The 16,255-nt window shown below is 54.7% G+C and carries 13 protein-coding genes; 9 read left to right on the plus strand and 4 right to left on the minus strand.

Annotated elements, in window-relative coordinates:
• The first annotated feature begins 36 nt into the window (after positions 1 to 36).
• From mgtE to JE47_RS0104505, 5 genes are all read left to right on the plus strand, one after another.
• Complete coding sequence (mgtE, locus tag JE47_RS0104485; protein WP_035418988.1) at positions 37 to 1,407, plus strand: magnesium transporter; 1,371 nt, start codon at positions 37 to 39, stop codon at positions 1,405 to 1,407.
• 35 nt (positions 1,408 to 1,442) lie between these two features.
• Positions 1,443 to 1,838 carry a hypothetical protein gene (locus JE47_RS0104490; protein WP_031458596.1) on the plus strand — a complete coding sequence of 132 codons (396 nt, stop codon included), beginning with the start codon at positions 1,443 to 1,445 and terminating at the stop codon, positions 1,836 to 1,838.
• Positions 1,839 to 1,918: 80 nt separating this feature from the next.
• Positions 1,919 to 3,931, plus strand: coding sequence for an ABC transporter permease (locus JE47_RS0104495; protein WP_031458597.1), 2,013 nt, complete (start codon positions 1,919 to 1,921; stop codon positions 3,929 to 3,931).
• Between the two features lie 17 nt (positions 3,932 to 3,948).
• Positions 3,949 to 5,286 (plus strand): ABC transporter ATP-binding protein, encoded by a 1,338-nt coding sequence (locus tag JE47_RS0104500; protein WP_031458598.1) that lies wholly within the window; start codon positions 3,949 to 3,951, stop codon positions 5,284 to 5,286.
• Positions 5,287 to 6,105: 819 nt separating this feature from the next.
• Entirely contained in the window at positions 6,106 to 6,948 is an 843-nt protein-coding gene (locus JE47_RS0104505) for an MgtC/SapB family protein (RefSeq protein WP_031458599.1), read from the plus strand.
• 184 nt (positions 6,949 to 7,132) lie between these two features.
• Here the strand turns inward: JE47_RS0104505 and JE47_RS0104510 are convergent, their stop codons facing one another.
• Positions 7,133 to 7,822: a Uma2 family endonuclease gene (locus JE47_RS0104510; protein WP_031458600.1), complete on the minus strand. Its 690-nt coding sequence runs from the start codon at positions 7,820 to 7,822 to the stop codon at positions 7,133 to 7,135.
• A 453-nt stretch (positions 7,823 to 8,275) separates the two neighbouring features.
• Between JE47_RS0104510 and aceB the strand changes: the two genes are divergently transcribed.
• Positions 8,276 to 9,874: a malate synthase A gene (gene aceB / locus JE47_RS0104515; protein WP_031458601.1), complete on the plus strand. Its 1,599-nt coding sequence runs from the start codon at positions 8,276 to 8,278 to the stop codon at positions 9,872 to 9,874.
• A 268-nt stretch (positions 9,875 to 10,142) separates the two neighbouring features.
• Positions 10,143 to 11,066 (plus strand): NAD-dependent epimerase/dehydratase family protein, encoded by a 924-nt coding sequence (locus JE47_RS0104520; RefSeq protein ID WP_031458602.1) that lies wholly within the window; start codon positions 10,143 to 10,145, stop codon positions 11,064 to 11,066.
• Positions 11,067 to 11,208: 142 nt separating this feature from the next.
• Here JE47_RS0104520 and JE47_RS0104525 read toward each other — a convergent pair whose 3' ends face one another.
• Entirely contained in the window at positions 11,209 to 11,622 is a 414-nt protein-coding gene (locus tag JE47_RS0104525) for a DUF3054 domain-containing protein (protein WP_031458603.1), read from the minus strand.
• A gap of 56 nt (positions 11,623 to 11,678) precedes the next feature.
• Positions 11,679 to 13,052, minus strand: coding sequence for an alpha/beta fold hydrolase (locus tag JE47_RS0104530; protein ID WP_031458604.1), 1,374 nt, complete (start codon positions 13,050 to 13,052; stop codon positions 11,679 to 11,681).
• A gap of 119 nt (positions 13,053 to 13,171) precedes the next feature.
• Here JE47_RS0104530 and JE47_RS0104535 point away from each other — a divergent pair, with 119 nt between their 5' ends.
• Positions 13,172 to 14,011 carry a pyruvate, water dikinase regulatory protein gene (locus JE47_RS0104535; RefSeq protein ID WP_031458605.1) on the plus strand — a complete coding sequence of 280 codons (840 nt, stop codon included), beginning with the start codon at positions 13,172 to 13,174 and terminating at the stop codon, positions 14,009 to 14,011.
• An 88-nt stretch (positions 14,012 to 14,099) separates the two neighbouring features.
• Here the strand turns inward: JE47_RS0104535 and JE47_RS0104540 are convergent, their stop codons facing one another.
• On the minus strand, positions 14,100 to 15,155 hold the full coding sequence (locus JE47_RS0104540; protein ID WP_031458606.1) for a proline racemase family protein: 1,056 nt from the start codon (positions 15,153 to 15,155) through the stop codon (positions 14,100 to 14,102).
• Between the two features lie 404 nt (positions 15,156 to 15,559).
• Here JE47_RS0104540 and JE47_RS0104545 point away from each other — a divergent pair.
• Positions 15,560 to 16,255 (plus strand): PEP/pyruvate-binding domain-containing protein (locus tag JE47_RS0104545; protein ID WP_031458607.1); only part of this gene is annotated, 696 nt, incomplete at its 3' end.

Genomic DNA, 16,255 nt, shown 5'->3' on the forward strand with positions numbered 1-16,255 from the left:
GCTACATTAAACAACGAACATAAAAGGAGAACTTCCATGCAGAACCTGACAAGTGCGGTCATCGCAAAGAGCAAACCCGAAGAAATCAAGACAACCGTCAACGGCATGTCACTGGTCGAACTTGCCGAAACCTTCAATAAGCTGGATGTACGCGCCAGAGTCGCCATCTTTCGTATGCTGGAGAAGCGGAAAGCGCTGGAACTTTTCGAGCATCTCGATGCACCCGACCAGGCGGATCTGATCAAAGCGCTTGGCGATCCAGAGAGTGTCCAACTGCTTACGCAACTCGAACCGGATGATCGTGCTCGCCTGATCGAAGAACTACCGGCAAAAGTCGCAAAGCGTCTGCTAGAGACACTGACCCCAGATGCACGTCAGGCGGTAAGTGAATTGCTTGGCTATCCCGAAGGAAGCGTCGGGCGGATCATGACCCCAAACTATATCGCAGTTCGTGAAGATGCGACTGTTGCTAATGCACTCTCGGCGTTGCGCGACTCGCCGCGCCACCAGGACGAAACTGATATTGTTTTCGTTATAGGCGCTGATCGGCGGTATCGCGGCTCTGTGCGTCTGAGTCAATTGATCAGAGAGACACCTAGTCGATCAGTGAGCGAACTTCTTTCCGGCACGGGTCTCTTCGTTCGAGCTACTGCGCCAGATCTCGAAGCGGCGCGTTTGCTCAAATTCAGTGAACTGTCGGCCATCCCAGTGGTGGATAGTGAAGAGCATCTGGTTGGTGCAGTAACGTTCGATGATGTCATCGATCTGATTGAACGTGACACATCCGAAACGATGTACCTCAAAGCTGGCGTGGGCGATCTTTTGCGCCGTAAGGACGAAGTGTACAGCCGAAAGCTGACCCAGGGTTCAATCCTGTATCCCATTCGGGTACGCATTGTGTTTCTCTTCGTGACGCTGCTCGGTGGGCTTGCGGTTGGTGGCCTGATCGAACAGTTCCAGGAGGTGTTGGAATCTATTATTGCTGCAGCAGTGTTCATTCCACTGGTTATGGATATGGGCGGTAATGTGGGCACCCAGTCCACCACCATTTTTGCACGCGGACTGGCGCTTGGGCATATCAATATGCAACGCTTCGGACGGCATCTGGTGCGCGAGGTCTCAATCGGTGCACTGATGGGGATCGTCCTGGGCTTGATCGGCGGCACTGTTGCATATTTCTGGCAGGGTCTCCCAAATGGTTTGCCACAACTTGGCATTGCAGTGGGACTATCGCTTGCCGCAGTAGTGACACTGGCCACATTTCTGGGTTTCATGTTGCCTTGGCTGATGTTGAAACTTGGACTGGATCACGCACCTGGCGCCGATCCGTTTATCACGACCATCAAGGACTTCACCGGGCTGGCACTCTATTTCTATCTGGTCAGCATCCTGATCGGCACCAACTAGGGCGAAACAGTAAGGTATTCCGACGGGGAAATGTCATGTTGCCAGTCGTCTCCATCCGACACCGGGCAGCGATTCGCTGGTTGCTGATCGACGCACTGCAGCGTGCCTGGCTGCACCATCAAACCATTGCGCTGCTCTACCAGCGCCTCGCTGCCCAAACAACCAATGAACAGCATGCAAGTTTGCTGGCTCAAGTGGCGGCGGCAAAAGTACGTCAACAGCAACGCTACGAACAGATGCTGCTGCGACTCAACGCACCACTGCCGCAGACGGAGACCAGTCTTTTTGACCGGTTCCTCATCAGGCTGTTGCCGCGCTGTGGCATTGCAGTCACCCTGCGCTGTGCTGAGTGGATCGAGCAGCGCGATATGCAGGCAATCTTAAACGCAGCACTGATCCTGCGCAGCTATCGGAGACCATACCGGCTGTGAGAAGCCTCCTGACAACGACGACGTTGTGTTCGATGATGGAATCTCGTTGCTAAATCCTTGACTATCTCAGGAGGACACGTATGCGCGTGACGTTTCCTGACGCTGGCGTGCTGCGCCCGCGCTTCAAGCTGACGCCCTGGGACCTTGTGGTCGTCCCGCTGGTGATCGTGGCGATCCTGTTGCTGACGGTTGCGTTTCAGGGCGCATCGCAGCCATTCGATGAGACGACGCCTGATCTAACTGTTTCTCTAAATCCTGCCAACCTGCCCTATTACGGGTTGCGGACGGTGTTCCGCATGTTCCTTGCCGTGCTGTTGAGCCTGCTGTTCACGTTCACCGTGGCGACCCTGGCAGCCAAGTCGCGGCGCGCTGAGATCGTTATCATTCCAGCGCTGGATTTCCTCCAGTCACTGCCGATCCTGGGGTTCCTGACGGTGACAACGGCGATTTTTCTCGGCATGTTCCGCGGCAGCCTGCTCGGTCTGGAGGCGGCCAGTATCTTTGCAATCTTTACCTCGCAGGTGTGGAATATGGCCTTTAGCTTCTATCACTCGTTGATCACCACGCCCAGAGAGCTACAAGAGGCTGCTGCCGTGTTACGGCTCTCGCCGTGGAAAAAGTTCTGGAAGCTGGAAGTTCCTTTCGCAATGCCCGGTCTGGTGTGGAACACGATGATGTCAGTATCGGGCGGGTGGTTCTTTGTGGTCGCCTCTGAGGTCATCTCGGTGGTCGGGCGCGACAATGATCAGTATCTGCCTGGAGTCGGCTCGTATGTCGGGCTGGCGATTGAGCAGGCGGATGTTGCGGCGATGGTGTATGCCGGTCTGACGTTACTGATAATCATTCTGATCTACGACCAGTTGATTTTCCGCCCTATCGTCGCCTGGTCTGAAAAATTCAAGTTCGAGCAGTCTGAGGCGCAGGAAGTTGCACAATCGTGGATGCTGCGTTTGTTGCAGCGGTCGGGGACCGCCAGCAGCCTGGGTGCGCTTGGCGCCGCGATCCGCCAGAGCATTCCGGTTCGGCTGACGGGTGATCATCCTGGTCCGCGCGTCGAACCGCAACCATCGCTGCGACCGATTGATCGTGCGATTGACCGGATCTGGTATGCGCTCGTGATCGCAGCGGCGCTGTGGGCGGTATGGTTCCTGGCGACGTATATGTTCGGTCCGGGGCTGGGTTTCGATAATGGTCGGATTCTGGCGGCAAATCCAAATGTCAATACCGATCTCAATCCGGAGATTGCCCGCCGTTTTGCTGCCGTCGGAGTCACGGTCAACCCCGATCACACGGTCTGGCTGTCGGATGTGTGCGCAGCGACCGCAGGCGGAACGAGAGTCGGTGCGGAGATGACGGAAGTGCTGCGTGATGAGCGCGTCGGCGCGCCGGACGATCTGGCCGCCGCCTGCGCTGCACCCATGGTTCCTGCGGGCAAAGTATCCTGGTCAGAGGTCCTGGAGTGCCTGTGGCTTGGCTTGCTCACGACCATGCGCGTGGTGATCTGGATCGGCATCTCGACGCTGGTCTGGACTCCGATTGGAGTCTGGATCGGGTTGCGTCCGCGAGTCGCCCAGTTTGTGCAGCCGCTGGCGCAGTTTGCCGCTGCCTTCCCCGCCAACCTGCTCTTTCCGATTGCGGTGGTGCTCATCGCCACTTATGCGCTGCCGCAGAACCTGTTTCAGGCGCCGCTGATGATTCTGGGAGCGCAGTGGTACATCCTGTTCAACGTGATCGCTGGCACGATCAGCATTCCAAACGATCTGAAAGAGGCTGCCCGGGTGCTTGGTCTGCGAGGGTGGGCATGGTGGCGCAAACTGATCATTCCGGCAATCTTTCCGGCGTTCGTCACCGGCGGAATTACAGCGTCGGGCGGTTCCTGGAATGCGTCCATCGTCTCTGAAGTCGTGTCGTGGGGCGCAACGACCCTCACCCTGACCGGTCTGGGCGCCTATATCGCTTACTGGAGCACCGGCGAGTTCAACCCGCACGTCGGTTTGGGCATGCTGGTGATGGGCATGCTCGTGCTGGCGTTCAACCGTCTGTTCTGGCGCCGACTCTACGCGCTGGCTGAGACGCGCTTCCGTCTGGATTAGTCGAAAGGAGAACCACAATGGCGACGACCCTGATACCGAAGACGACAGCTGGCGTCGGGAAAACGATCCTGAGCGTCCGCAATCTGCATAAACTCTTCAAAACGCCCGAAGGCAACGATCTGCTGGTGCTCGACAACATCAATCTGGACCTGGCGGAAGGTGAAATTGTCGCTCTCCTGGGACGTTCCGGATCCGGCAAATCAACGCTGCTCCGTTGTCTGATCGGGTTGATTTCACCATCGAGCGGAGAAGTACGCTATCGCAACCGACTGGTAACCGGTCCGATGCCAGGGATGGCGATGGTGTTCCAGTCCTTTGCGCTCTTCCCGTGGCTGACGGTGCTGGAGAACGTTGAATTGGGACTGGAAACGATGGGAGTGCCAGAGGGGGAGCGCCGTCGGCGGGCGCTGGCCGCAATCGACCTGATCGGTCTCGATGGGTTTGAAAGCGCCTACCCGAAAGAACTGTCAGGCGGTATGCGCCAGCGGGTCGGCTTCGCCCGCGCGCTGGTGACGAACCCCGACGTCCTGCTGATGGACGAGCCGTTTTCAGCGCTCGACGTGCTGACGGCGGAAAATCTGCGCACCGAGCTGCTTGATCTCTGGGAAGCGCGGCTCATTCCGACGCAGGCAATTCTGATGGTGACGCATAACATTGAAGAAGCGGTTCTGATGGCTGACCGGGTGCTCATTCTCAGTTCCAACCCCGGACGGATCATCAGCAACGAACAGATTGATTTACCTCGACCACGTGATCGCAATGATTCTGCATTTCTCGCCAGGGTCGAGACAATCTATCGGGCAATGACGACCCCGATAGCAACAGTTGTTGGCGCCGTCGGTGTTGAGAGCGAGCATACGAGCTTGGGAATGCGTCTGCCGGAAGCAGACGTAGCGCAAATCATCGGTCTCATCGAACAGGTAGAATCAGGTTCAGGACAGGGACGTGGCGATCTGCCAGCATTGGCTGCAGGTATGCAACTCGACGTGGATGACCTGTTCCCGCTTATCGATGCAGCCGAGTTACTGGGCTTTGCACAGATTCGCGAGGGGGATATTAACCTGTTGCCGGAAGGTGTGAAACTGGCCCGGAGCGATATTCAGGAACGGAAAGTGATCTTTGCTGAACACCTGATTAACCGCGTTCCGTTGATAGCACACATCCGGCGTGTCCTCTCCACACGCCCCGACCACCGTGCGCCCCGTGAAAGATTCCTCACGGAGCTGGAAGATTTTATGGGTACCGAAGAGGCTACCCGTACCCTTGATACTGCAATTGAATGGGGACGTTATGCCGAACTGTTTGAGTATGACGCACGAGAGGGACGGCTCCGGTTGCCGGAGAATGGCGGATGACGCCGTTCGATTTTATGGCGATGAGGTTTATCGGGTTTATACTGATACACATCGGTAGAGCCTGATCAAAAACTTCGATATGATGTGCTGGCATTCGTCACATACGATCCGACGCAATCATCGAGTGATCAATCCAGTCATCGGATGATGGTGATCCGCTGTCGCTGGTGGGTGCGGCGCCAATCAGGGTGATCGTATTGACATCGTCGCTCCAATCGTTCCCATTGCATCGTCCGTATCAATTGGGTCAACGGATGGACGGGATTGGCGGGATGGACGGACAGTAGGGGCGAAAAAAAATTTTTTCACCCCTACCGTTCATCGTCCGTTTCAGCATTGCACCTGCCCTGTACCCATTCCGGCGTCCGGCACCACGTGGTTGGCATCATACCCATCGGCGCCCACTTGTGGGCACTGCCTAGGCACGACCATCGGCAGTATGATGCGGCGACGAACCGCGATCTTTGATTACGCTCTTATAGCATAATGCCGCACCGTTGTATAACCTTCGTGTCAGGAGGGTAAACTGCCTGCACGTATCCTATGCGTCACTGCCGGTTAACTGTTCTGAATTTCGCCAGAACCCATGTTCCGAGAGAGAGTTCTAGTCATCGAAACGCTGCAATTGCTACTTGTTACGACATCATGCCCGTCATTAGTGCTGTACTTTGGGTCGTAAGCAATCACTTCAGTCGTTGCTGAATGCAACTTTCGGTATTGTTGGGTTAAATCATCGATTATCATAAAATCGTGAGGTCCTCGCATAGTATCAGCAGGTCGTGGCCTATAGCAGTACTCCGAGGTAGAGGAGAGACACTAATGCAAGACGTAGTCATCGAGTTAGTGCGCTTACTTGGACCGGCTAATTTCGACTTGATTTTTCGGCTCATTCTGACCATGATCCTCTGCGGATTAATCGGTCTCGAACGCTCGAATCACGAGCGAGCGAGCGGTTTCCGTCCCCATATTCTGGTCGGTTTAGGAGCCTGTATGGTAACGATGGCGGGTGCATACGGCTTTCCCGAACTAACCGGTGAGCGCGATGCACTGCGAGTTGCCAGTTATGTTGTTTCAGGGATTGGATTCCTTGGTGCTGGTGCAATCCTGCGGCACGGAACGACGGTGCGTGGTCTGACGACAGCAGCCACATTGTGGGGATGTGCCGGTATTGGTGTGACTGTAGCAACGGGATTAGGTTGGTTAGCAATTGTCAGCACAGTTCTCTTTCTTTTCACACTGATGATACTTGAATGGCTCGAAGCCAAGCTCAATTTTGGTCGTCCGGTGAGTCGATTGCGTATTCATCTGCACGATGACAATCGTGCTGTTGGAAAGGCACTTAATGCGCTTGCCCGTCTCGGAGCACCGGTTAAACGTGCGACGGTCTTACCTGGCGCCGGAACCTCGGCGTTGCTTGATGTTGAACTCGCACGAGCACTTACTGCCGAACAGGCGCCGCTTCTGGCGAAGCAATTGTTGACCCTCAAAAAGTACGTTGCTCAAGTAGATACAACTGTCGCACCGTTGGATGAACCTGCAGATGATGAGGAGCCGGCGGAGATGCGGGATAAGGTGGTACCGCTCAACCTTAGTGACGACGATATTCTGCGTGATCTCAACGATCAGGACGAGAAAGAGAAAATGTCGTCGCCACGAGCCTGAAGCCATATTCAGATAAGCGTGATGTAGCTTGCAGCATTTCCCTGCTGGACGGTATATGTACTATACCCATCATAACAGCGGGATAGTGCTGCTATGCTCCTTCTACCATTCACGAACCGGGAAGTACTAGAACGACATCCTGCCCATCTTACGGATATGCTGCACTGATCCAAAGAGACAGCACTCACTCCTCAGCCGGTTCAATTCCGAGTGCCCGCAGTTGAGCAGCTAAGCGCTCGGCACGTTGACGTTCCTGCTCGGCACGTTGGCGTTCCTGCTCAGCGCGTTGGCGTTCCTGCTCGGCTTGTGCCTGTAGCTCAACGAAGCTGACGAATGGGCGGCCATCCGGCCAGTGCAGTTGCATTCCCTGATCAGTGCGAACAAACCGGATTCCCAACCGCGGACTGACCCAACCATCAAGTTCTTGAATCACTCGTAACCGCCCATCACGCCGCTGCCAGCCACTCATATCCCCACGGTCAGGATCGTACAGATAATACTCTTCAACCCCGTATGTATCGTAGAACTCCTGCTTAGCCGCCAGTTCGGTCAACGTATTACTTGGCGATAACACCTCAAACACGACTTGGGGTGCAATTCCGTCTTCCTCCCATTGGCGATACGAACCGCGATCACCTTTCGGTCGCCCAAAAACAACCATCACATCAGGCGCACGGCGAATGTCAGGCCGACCTTCGACGGGGTACCAGAGCAGGTCGCCGGCGACAAAAACATCATCCCGTTCCCGAAAGATGGCATCGAGATTACCCTGAATGGTGACGATTGCCCGGAATTGTTTCGTATTGTCGGCCATCGGCATACCATCACTATCGGGGTAGACGATTGGTGTGGTCATCACGGTTTGACTACTCATCATCCACCTCCTGAAAGAACGAACTTTTGTTCTACAACCTATCATTCTTCGTGTTACCCGTCAAGCCCATCTGCCTGGGTTGCAGAGATTTTCAACGTTTTACCTGATCCTGTAGTGGGATTGAAGAGAGACAAGAGCGGAGTGAGCAACCTGTGGAGCGTGCGGTGGCTATGGTCAGTCCCCCGTTCTCGCGCCAATGATGCGGTCAGCGCTGTTGAAGATCGGGTATAGACGCCGCTCCGACGGTCGGTGACGGACCTGAGCGACGAGTCTTGGGCATTCCCATTTTGGAAGTCCAGGGTTCGTGCTGCGGAATGTGCCCGGCATCCCTCGTTCGCCCAATCGCTTCTTCTCTCCCTTTTTTCCTGCTTGACATCACCTCGACATAGACTGTTTCTTTCTCTGGTATAATAACCAACGGAAATGTTTTCCGCATGATGAAAGGAGGGTTTCATGACCACCCAACCACTCCCCGCCGGAGTCACGATTACTGCGCCGATAACACCCGCATACGCTGAAATACTTACACCAGAGGCTCTCGAGTTCCTCGCTACGCTTCACCGCCACTTCAATGGCCGCCGTCTCGAATTACTCGCCCGTCGCGCCGAACGGCAACGGGCTATTGATGCTGGTGAGCGACCCGATTTTCTCGCTGAAACCGCCCATATTCGCGAGAGTGATTGGACGATCGCTCCGATTCCACACCAGATCGAAGACCGTCGGGTCGAAATTACCGGTCCGGTTGACCGCAAGATGATTATCAATGCGCTCAATTCGGGGGCAAAGGTGTTTATGGCCGATTTCGAAGATGCCAATACCCCGACCTGGGAGAACCAGATCGAAGGTCAGATCAATCTGCGTGATGCTCTCCGTCGCACCATTACCTACACGAGTCCCGAAGGTAAGTACTACGCCCTCAACGACAATCCGGCAATCCTGTTTGTACGGCCCCGTGGCTGGCACCTCAACGAAAAGCATATGCTGGTTGATGGCGAACCGATTTCTGGTTCAATTTTCGACTTCGGCCTCTACTTTTTCCATAATGCCCAGACTGCAATTGACATCCAGGGTGGTCCCTATTTCTATCTACCCAAGTTAGAGAGCCATCTCGAAGCACGACTGTGGAACGACATCTTTGTGCTGGCTCAAGAGCTGCGTGGTATTCCACGTGGTACGATCAAGGCTACTGTCTTGATCGAAACCATTCTCGCCGCCTTCGAGATGGATGAAATTCTCTACGAGCTGCGTGAGCACTCGGCCGGTCTGAATTGTGGACGCTGGGACTATATCTTCTCGTGTATCAAGAAGTTCCGCAACGATCCTAACTTCTGCCTGGCCGACCGCGCCCTGGTGACGATGACAACACACTTTATGCGTTCGTACTCACTCCTTGCCATCAAGACATGTCATCGCCGCGGTGCGCACGCTATGGGTGGCATGGCCGCTCAGATTCCGATTAAGAATGATCCAGTTGCAAATGAAGCCGCTCTCGCGAAGGTGCGTGCTGACAAAGAGCGTGAAGCGTCCGATGGTCACGATGGTACATGGGTGGCGCACCCCGGCCTGGTACCGGTGGCAATGGAAGTCTTTGATCGCTTGATGCCCACACCCAATCAGATTGACCGCCAGCGTGATGATGTGCAGGTGACCGCAGCCGATCTGCTGGCCTTTGGGCCAGAACGACCGATTACTGAACAGGGCATGCGTCTGAACATCAATGTTGGCATTCAGTATCTCGGTTCCTGGCTGGCCGGGAATGGTTGTGTTCCCGTCTTCAACTTGATGGAAGATGCTGCTACCGCTGAAATTTCGCGCGCCCAGATCTGGCAGTGGATCCGTAGTCCGAAGGGTGTGCTCGAGGATGGTCGTAAGGTTACGGTAGAACTCTTCCGCCAGATGCTGCCTGAAGAATTGGCGAAAGTACGCGAGATTCTCGGCCCCGCCTACGAAGATGGCCGCTATGAAGAAGCTGCCGAGCTGTTTGATGAAATTACAACCGACTCCGAGTTTGTTGAATTTTTGACGCTCCCAGCTTACGAGCGGCTCCCGTAGGATAAGCACAACCTTCGTTACCGCACCTTGCAATGGGGAGGCAGAGGTCATGCCTTTGCCTACCCATCATACTATCCCTCATCGTTCGTTCACTCTTTGCCCACCTTTTGCCAGGTAAATTTCCGCTAGCCATGCGCGCTTGCCGGTGTTACAATGAACACTAACCTGCTGCACGTTTACAGACAAGCACCGCACTTACCGATGTGCAGCCTGCTATAAGTTGGGCGGTGTCAGCGAAGTCACCCGCCCCCACACGACGAGGTGACGTATGACGAATTATCTGATTGCCGGCGCAGCGGGATACATCGGTTCGCGATTGGCTGCCCGCCTCCTGGCTGCCGGCCATCGCGTGCGCGGTCTTGTCTCCAGCGCCGAAGACCCGGTTGTTGAGCGTCTTGCCGCTCGCGGAATGGCCGTCTGGATCGGCGATCTTACTCGCCCCGAAACGATTGATGGTATTACCGACGACATAGAAGTCGTTTTCAACCTCACCAATCGGATGCTGATCGATGGCTCAGCGCTCCTCCGTGCACTGTACATTGATGGCAACCAACACCTGATCGCGATGTCTGTCCGTGCTCGCACTGTGCGTACCTATCTGTGGACGTCGGGCATCGCCCCCTACGGTGATCAGGGTGAAAGTTGGGTAGATGAGGACAGTCCGGTTGCACCTTCATACCCTCTTGGTACGATTCTGGCCACTGCCGAACAGATGGTGCTGCAAGCGGTGCGTGCGTATCGCTTTCCAGCAATCATCTTGCGGATGGCAACGGTATACGGACCTGATCGCGATCCACTAGAGGCGATTGCCAGCGGTCAGTTGACGATTTATGGGAATGGGCGCAATTTTGTTCCCCATATTCACATTGATGATGCGCTGGAAGTGCTCATTCGTGCTGCCGAGGTTGGTCAGATCGGAGCTATTTACAACGTTGGCGATGACGAACCTCTACGTCTGATTGAGATTGTCAGTGAGGTACGTCGTCGGCTCGGTATGCTACCGCCACGCACCTTTGATCCCAGCATCGGTATCCGCGCCGGTATCGACCGCTCGGTGATCGGGGCGTTGACTTCTTCGGTGCGATTGAGTAACGCTCGTATGCGCCATGATCTGGGAATCGAGCTGCGTTACCCCAGTTTGCGCTACTGGATCGATGAACGCTTACCGCTCGAACTAGAGGTAAGTGTGTAGCTGAAAAATGAGTGCGCTGCCTAGATCGTTCCGTGGGGCGGGTTGCCAAGCTTCCCGCCCCGGTGTACCTAATCGTTCGCCTGCACCTATTCTTTCTATGATTGCCAGACCCCGCTGTGGTGGTCGGTATGACTATTTCTGTTCACCCTGTGCGGCGCGTCATCCACCAACTGTAGCCACCACGCCAGATCACGAGCAAGATGGCCACTGTCAGGAACGTAACCAGCGCAAAACTGAACGGGCTTGGCCGTCCAAGTTGAAACCACCGCAAACCGAGACCCACCGGCAAGGCGATCAGCCAGGCTAGCAGTGTGAGCCTGATCATGCGCGAGGGCGGGTGTTGGCGAAAGACACCGATCCACGGCGCAACCAGCAGCCAGCTCAGGAAAAATGGGAACGCTACGCGCACTGCTGCCAACAGCGGATGCTCACCGACCAGGCCATGCGAACTGCGGCCGAGTAAGGCAAAGATCAGAAAGACCAACCCATCCCCACCAACCATAATCCCCTGTTGCAACCACGAATGCTCACCCGTTTTATACGTTAACTTTGCCATAGGATCGTGCCTTTTCTCTTTGACGAGCGAACTGACAGCTCTGGCTTTAGACAAAACTATTGTAACTCCTCCTGCCGCAGCACCTGCAATTGCCGCACCAACCCTTGTTGTTGCCAGTTAGCCAGGCGTAATCGTAAAGCAAGGGCAGTGGCTATATTCCACAGCACCGCATTCCCGAGCGCAGGATCATCTTCAGCCAGTGCCCGTAGTCGTTCCCGTCGCAATGCCAGCAGGGTCACCCCATCTTCACCGGCCCGCAGATCAGCACTCCGCCTGCCACCATCGAGTAACGACATCTCGCCAGTAATTTGCCCACTGACAACAGTCATCAACAAGCGCTGGCTATCGGGATCACCTTCTATCGGCGGACTCCAGATCTCTAATGATCCTTCTTGCACCAGATACAGATCGGTTGACTCCTGATTTGTCCGATCCACCAGTGTCCCTGGTGCGTAGCGTCGGCGCTCTAAATGGGCCGCCAGCCGGACACGCTGCGCAAGGTTTAAGCCATTACCAATTTGCGAATTCGCGAGAAACTCGGCGATCTGGGTCGTCACTTCTGCCGGTTGCACTAACACATCCGGTTCGCCGATAATTGACGGTAATCCCAGGTAACTGGCAATATAGCGCATTGTCACTTCTGGTGTCTCGAAATGTGGCCAGTGACCCGCTTTCGGAATGATGCGGAGATCGGCAGAAGTCCACTCATCGGCAATGACACCAGCATCGCGCAAAGGCACCGTATTGTCTTCTGCCCCCCAGATGACTAACGCTGGCGTCTCAAGCTCACGTAACCGCCCACTTAAATCCTGATTGCGCATCGCAACGAAACATTCAGCCCGTACCCGACCCTGCCCAGGTCGGCGAGCATCAGCGCGCAGGCGCAAGTAATCGGCTTCACTGATTGCTGAACGCTCGGCAAATGACGCCGGTTTCATTAGGCTATCGGTGACGTACAGCATCGATGGTTCAAGCAACGAAAGAAACCGATCCAGGAGCGGAATACGCTCGATCATCGTGATCGGTGAGACGAATGTATTGATCCAGAACGATAAACGACCAGAGATGGTTGGACAGAGGAGGACCATCCGATCAACCAGTTGCGGAACCTGCAATGCAAGCGTGGCGCTGATCATGCCACCCATTGAGTGACCAACTAACACTGCCGGGTGCTCGCTCAAGCCGGTGATCAGGCGACCAATAATCTGCGCATATCGCCCAATGGTAGCCCGTTCACGCAGTGGTGGTGACTCACCATAGCCGGGAAGATCAACAGCTACACAGCGGAAACGACGGCTCAGTATGGGAATCAGTGGTGACATTGCAAATGATGAACTTGACCAGCCATGAATGAGCACGGCCAGTTGCGCATGACGCGGCCCGACATCAATCGCATGAATCTGTGCACCGTCAATTGAAAAGATTTCCATACCTCATTCCCGCTGCGCAGCTCGCTAGTTTAGTGGTATCATACCAATAACTATACCCTTTCGTCTACGAGTCATTGTGCCGAACAAGCGACCATTTGTAGATTACGAAACGTTTGCGAATGAGCGAACTCTCAAACTCTCAAACGGCGCCACCCCTCTATATCGTGTCTGGTGGTGCGGGCGCGGTTGGTGAACAGGTTGCTCGCCTGACACTTTCCCAATTTGAAGGAGCTGAAGTTCCACTCATCATCGTGCCTAATGTCCGCGATCTGAATCAGATTACCGAAGTCGTAACACAGGCTGCCCAAAACAATGGCACGATTTTACATACGCTGATGGAACCGGTGCTGCGACGTGAACTGATGCGCCTGGCCCGCGAAATGGGGGTAGCCGAAATCGATCTGGTGGGAAGTGTCCTGTCACGATTAGCGACCGTCTTGCAAAAAGAACCGATTGGCAAGCCGGGGTTGTATCAACCACGCCGTTCGACCTATTTTGAACGGTTGGAGGCAATTGAATACACCGTTGCCCATGACGACGGCAACAAACCACACGAACTCCATCAGGCCGATATTGTGCTGGTTGGGATTTCGCGTGTCGGCAAAACCCCGCTCAGTATGTATCTGGCAGTGTTGGGGTGGAAAGTCGCCAATGTGCCGCTGGTACGCAATATTCCGCTCCCTGAGACCTTGTTTCAGATTGATCGACGGCGAGTGATCGGGTTAATCGTCGAAGCCGAGCAGATTGCTGCCCGTCGGCGCTGGCGCCAACGCCGCATGGGTGTCAACCTCGGTGGCACATACACCAATCTCGAAGCAGCCCACGAGGAAGTGGAATGGGCCAGACAAACATTCCGCAAGAATGGTTGGACGACGATTGATGTTACCGATAAATCGATTGAAGAGAGCGCCGATGAAATTATTTGCCTGATTTCACGTCGGTTGAATACACCCTCGTAAGAAGGGAATAGACGATGCACCTGTACTCTGGAAGCGTAAACTGCTGACTCACCTCCCGATCAAAGAGGCGAGAACCTGCCTTGAAAAGTTACATCATAACCTGATCAACTAAGAATCCTTCACCGAGTGGATCACGCGGATCAATGACAAATTCACTGCGACCGGTAATGAAAGCTCTCCCGCTCACTTCGGGAATAATAGCCGGATATGAGCCGATCTGGGTCTGTGCGACAACTCGCCCACTGAAGATACTACGCCGACCGAGAATACTTTCCACGGCTATCGTCTGATCAAGCTCGATCTCACCTCTGGCATAGTGAATTGCCAGACGTGCCGAGACACCAGTTCCCGTTGGTGAGCGATCAACTTCGGCATTGGCAAAGACGCAGATGTTGCGACTGTGATGAGTAGGGTCTTCAGCGTTATCGGTCAAGATAGTTCCGTACAGAAAGCTCAGATCAGGTTCATACGGATGCTGAACTGGTAATACGGCATTGACGGCTTGTTTGATCGCTTCGCCTGCCGCAACAAGTGCTGCCGTTTGTGTCGGCTCAACGCGCAAACCAAGCTGTGCCGCGGGAAGTACAGCGTAAAACGCACCACCCCAGGCAATATCGCATGTGACCTGACCGTAGCCTGGCACATCGATGACGAGATCGCGCCTGTACACAAATGATGGGACATTGCGGAACGACACCCTTGTCACATGGCCCTGCTCAATATCTGCCGTTGCGTGAACTAACCCAGCGGGAGTGTCGAGCGTCACTGAAGCATGGTGGTCATTTCCCTTCACCGCACCGCTCTCAACGAGCACGGTAACCAGTGCGATCACGCCATGGCCGCACATCGTGCTGTAACCCTCATTGTGCATAAATAGCACGCCGAGATCAGCTTCGGCACTTACCGGAGGTGTGATTACACAACCATACATGTTGTAGTGTCCGCGCGGTTCCCACATCAAAGCCCGTCGAATATAATCAAAGTGGTCGCGCATGAAGCGACGCCGTTCTAGCATCGTGTGGCCGACAAGTTCTGGTAACCCTGCAGTCACAATACGCAATGGCTCACCAGCAGCGTGGGCATCGATGGTCCTTAACTGTATCGTACCGACAGGTAATCGGATGCGTTCCCAATCGAGTTGCATAGGCTAGCTTTTCCTTTCTTTTTGAAAACATTATACGTCACCGGACGGGCTTGAGATTCACACTCCCATTATCAGTAAGGTCGCAGGCAGCAACGTATCCACCTATTCCCCTCTTCGCTATCACTACCTGGTAAAACGTTGACGTGCCTTAGCGCTCGGTATAGGCTGCCTGCCCATTCCCAACATCGTCCTCATCTTTTGACAGTTGCGATACAGCGCGGTATAGTTGCGTTATCTACAATTGCGTTCTTAGATCAGCGTCGTACCATGGGGGTGCGACCAAACCGGCCAACTGAAAAATTTGTTTTGAGACTACTTCCGAGTTGTTCCGGGGAAGGGAGCACTTTCTAGCGTGCGCAGCTATCACGATTTCAACAAAAGACGCATTAGGGAGGAACCAGATTATGACAAAGAAATGGGTCTACCTCTTCCGTGAGGGAAACGCTTCAATGCGCGATCTCTTGGGCGGCAAAGGGGCTGGTGTTGCCGAGATGACACGAACCGGGGTGCCGGTGCCGCCGGGTTTTACTATTACAACAGAGGCATGCAATGCCTACTATGAGAACGGCCAACAGTTCCCCGAAGGGATGTGGGAGCAGGTGTTGGAAGGCTTGAAAGACATCGAGGCTCAAACCGGCAAGCGATTCGGTGATCCGTCCAACCCATTGCTGGTATCAGTCCGTTCTGGGGCAAAGTTTTCGATGCCCGGTATGATGGATACCGTGCTGAACCTCGGTTTGAACCAGGAGACCCGTGAAGGATTGGCCCGTCTTACCGATAACCCACGTTTCGCCGCCGATGCCTACCGCCGGTTCGTACAACTCTTCGGCAAGATTGTGCTTGGCGTTGACGGTGACCGCTTCGAGCACGAAATGGAGGAGGCAAAAGGCCACGGGCAACGGCAAGATACCGATCTGACCACCGAGGAACTGCTCGCGCTGGCAGAAAAATTCAAGGCGATTATCAAAGAAGACGTCGGCGTAGATTTTCCCGAAGACCCGTTCGAGCAGTTGCGCGCTGCGATTGCCGCAGTCTTCCGCTCGTGGAACGGTCGCCGTGCCGTCGATTACCGTCGCGTTAACAAGATTCCTGACAATCTA

The sequence above is a fragment of the Chloroflexus sp. MS-G genome (genome assembly GCF_000735195.1).
In the GTDB taxonomy this organism is placed as follows: Bacteria; Chloroflexota; Chloroflexia; order Chloroflexales; family Chloroflexaceae; genus Chloroflexus.

Excerpts from the sequence above, each read along its gene's own strand:
- mgtE (WP_035418988.1), top strand. The coding sequence starts at position 37 with ATGCAGAACCTGACAAGTGCGGTCATCGCAAAGAGCAAACCCGAAGAA.
- JE47_RS0104490 (WP_031458596.1), top strand. The coding sequence starts at position 1,443 with ATGTTGCCAGTCGTCTCCATCCGACACCGGGCAGCGATTCGCTGGTTG.
- JE47_RS0104495 (WP_031458597.1), top strand. The coding sequence starts at position 1,919 with ATGCGCGTGACGTTTCCTGACGCTGGCGTGCTGCGCCCGCGCTTCAAG.
- JE47_RS0104500 (WP_031458598.1), top strand. The coding sequence starts at position 3,949 with ATGGCGACGACCCTGATACCGAAGACGACAGCTGGCGTCGGGAAAACG.
- JE47_RS0104505 (WP_031458599.1), top strand. The coding sequence starts at position 6,106 with ATGCAAGACGTAGTCATCGAGTTAGTGCGCTTACTTGGACCGGCTAAT.
- JE47_RS0104510 (WP_031458600.1), bottom strand. The coding sequence starts at position 7,822 with ATGAGTAGTCAAACCGTGATGACCACACCAATCGTCTACCCCGATAGT.
- aceB (WP_031458601.1), top strand. The coding sequence starts at position 8,276 with ATGACCACCCAACCACTCCCCGCCGGAGTCACGATTACTGCGCCGATA.
- JE47_RS0104520 (WP_031458602.1), top strand. The coding sequence starts at position 10,143 with ATGACGAATTATCTGATTGCCGGCGCAGCGGGATACATCGGTTCGCGA.
- JE47_RS0104525 (WP_031458603.1), bottom strand. The coding sequence starts at position 11,622 with ATGGCAAAGTTAACGTATAAAACGGGTGAGCATTCGTGGTTGCAACAG.
- JE47_RS0104530 (WP_031458604.1), bottom strand. The coding sequence starts at position 13,052 with ATGGAAATCTTTTCAATTGACGGTGCACAGATTCATGCGATTGATGTC.
- JE47_RS0104535 (WP_031458605.1), top strand. The coding sequence starts at position 13,172 with ATGAGCGAACTCTCAAACTCTCAAACGGCGCCACCCCTCTATATCGTG.
- JE47_RS0104540 (WP_031458606.1), bottom strand. The coding sequence starts at position 15,155 with ATGCAACTCGATTGGGAACGCATCCGATTACCTGTCGGTACGATACAG.